Origin of the sequence: Aphanothece microscopica RSMan92 (genome assembly GCF_046613545.2) — a bacterium.
Lineage (GTDB): Bacteria > Cyanobacteriota > Cyanobacteriia > PCC-6307 > Cyanobiaceae > NIES-981.
Genome location: NZ_JBKKKY020000512.1, coordinates 1 through 467, shown reverse-complemented (window position 1 = coordinate 467; position 467 = coordinate 1). Strand labels below are relative to the sequence as shown.

Below are 467 nucleotides of genomic sequence, written 5' to 3'. Positions count from 1 at the left end.
CTGTTCATAGGGCACAGGCCCCGCGGGGCCGCGATGCGCGCGATGGGGGCGGCGCGACCAGCTTTCGGCGCCCCCCGCCACCACGACCCGCGCCTGCCCCGACAGCACCAGCGCCCGCGCCACGGCCAGCGCATCAAGGCCGCCTGCACATTGACGGTCGATGCTCAGCCCCGCCACATGCGAGGGCAGCCCCGCCGCCAGGGCCGCGATGCGCGCAGGATTTCCCCCGGCACCAAGAGCATTTGCAAGCACAAGCTCATCTACCTCCTCCGGCGCGATGCCCGCATCGGACAGCGCCGCGCGGATCACCGGCGCGGCCAGCGCGTCAAAGTCCAGCGCGGCCAGCGCCCCGTTGCCGGGGCAGACAGGGCTGCGGCGGGCGGCGATCACATAGGCATCGGTCACGGCAGGTCGGCCTCCAGCGCACGCAGGTCGGTCTTGCCTGAGGGCAGTTCGGGCCAGTCCGC

General features: G+C 73.2%; 1 protein-coding gene. It reads right to left on the bottom strand.

The window, feature by feature from the left end; translation table 11 throughout:
* A partial coding sequence (locus ACLD7X_RS18805) for a thiolase family protein (RefSeq protein ID WP_482763999.1) occupies positions 1–405 on the bottom strand: 405 nt, incomplete at its 3' end.
* Between the last annotated feature and the right edge of the window lie 62 nt (positions 406–467).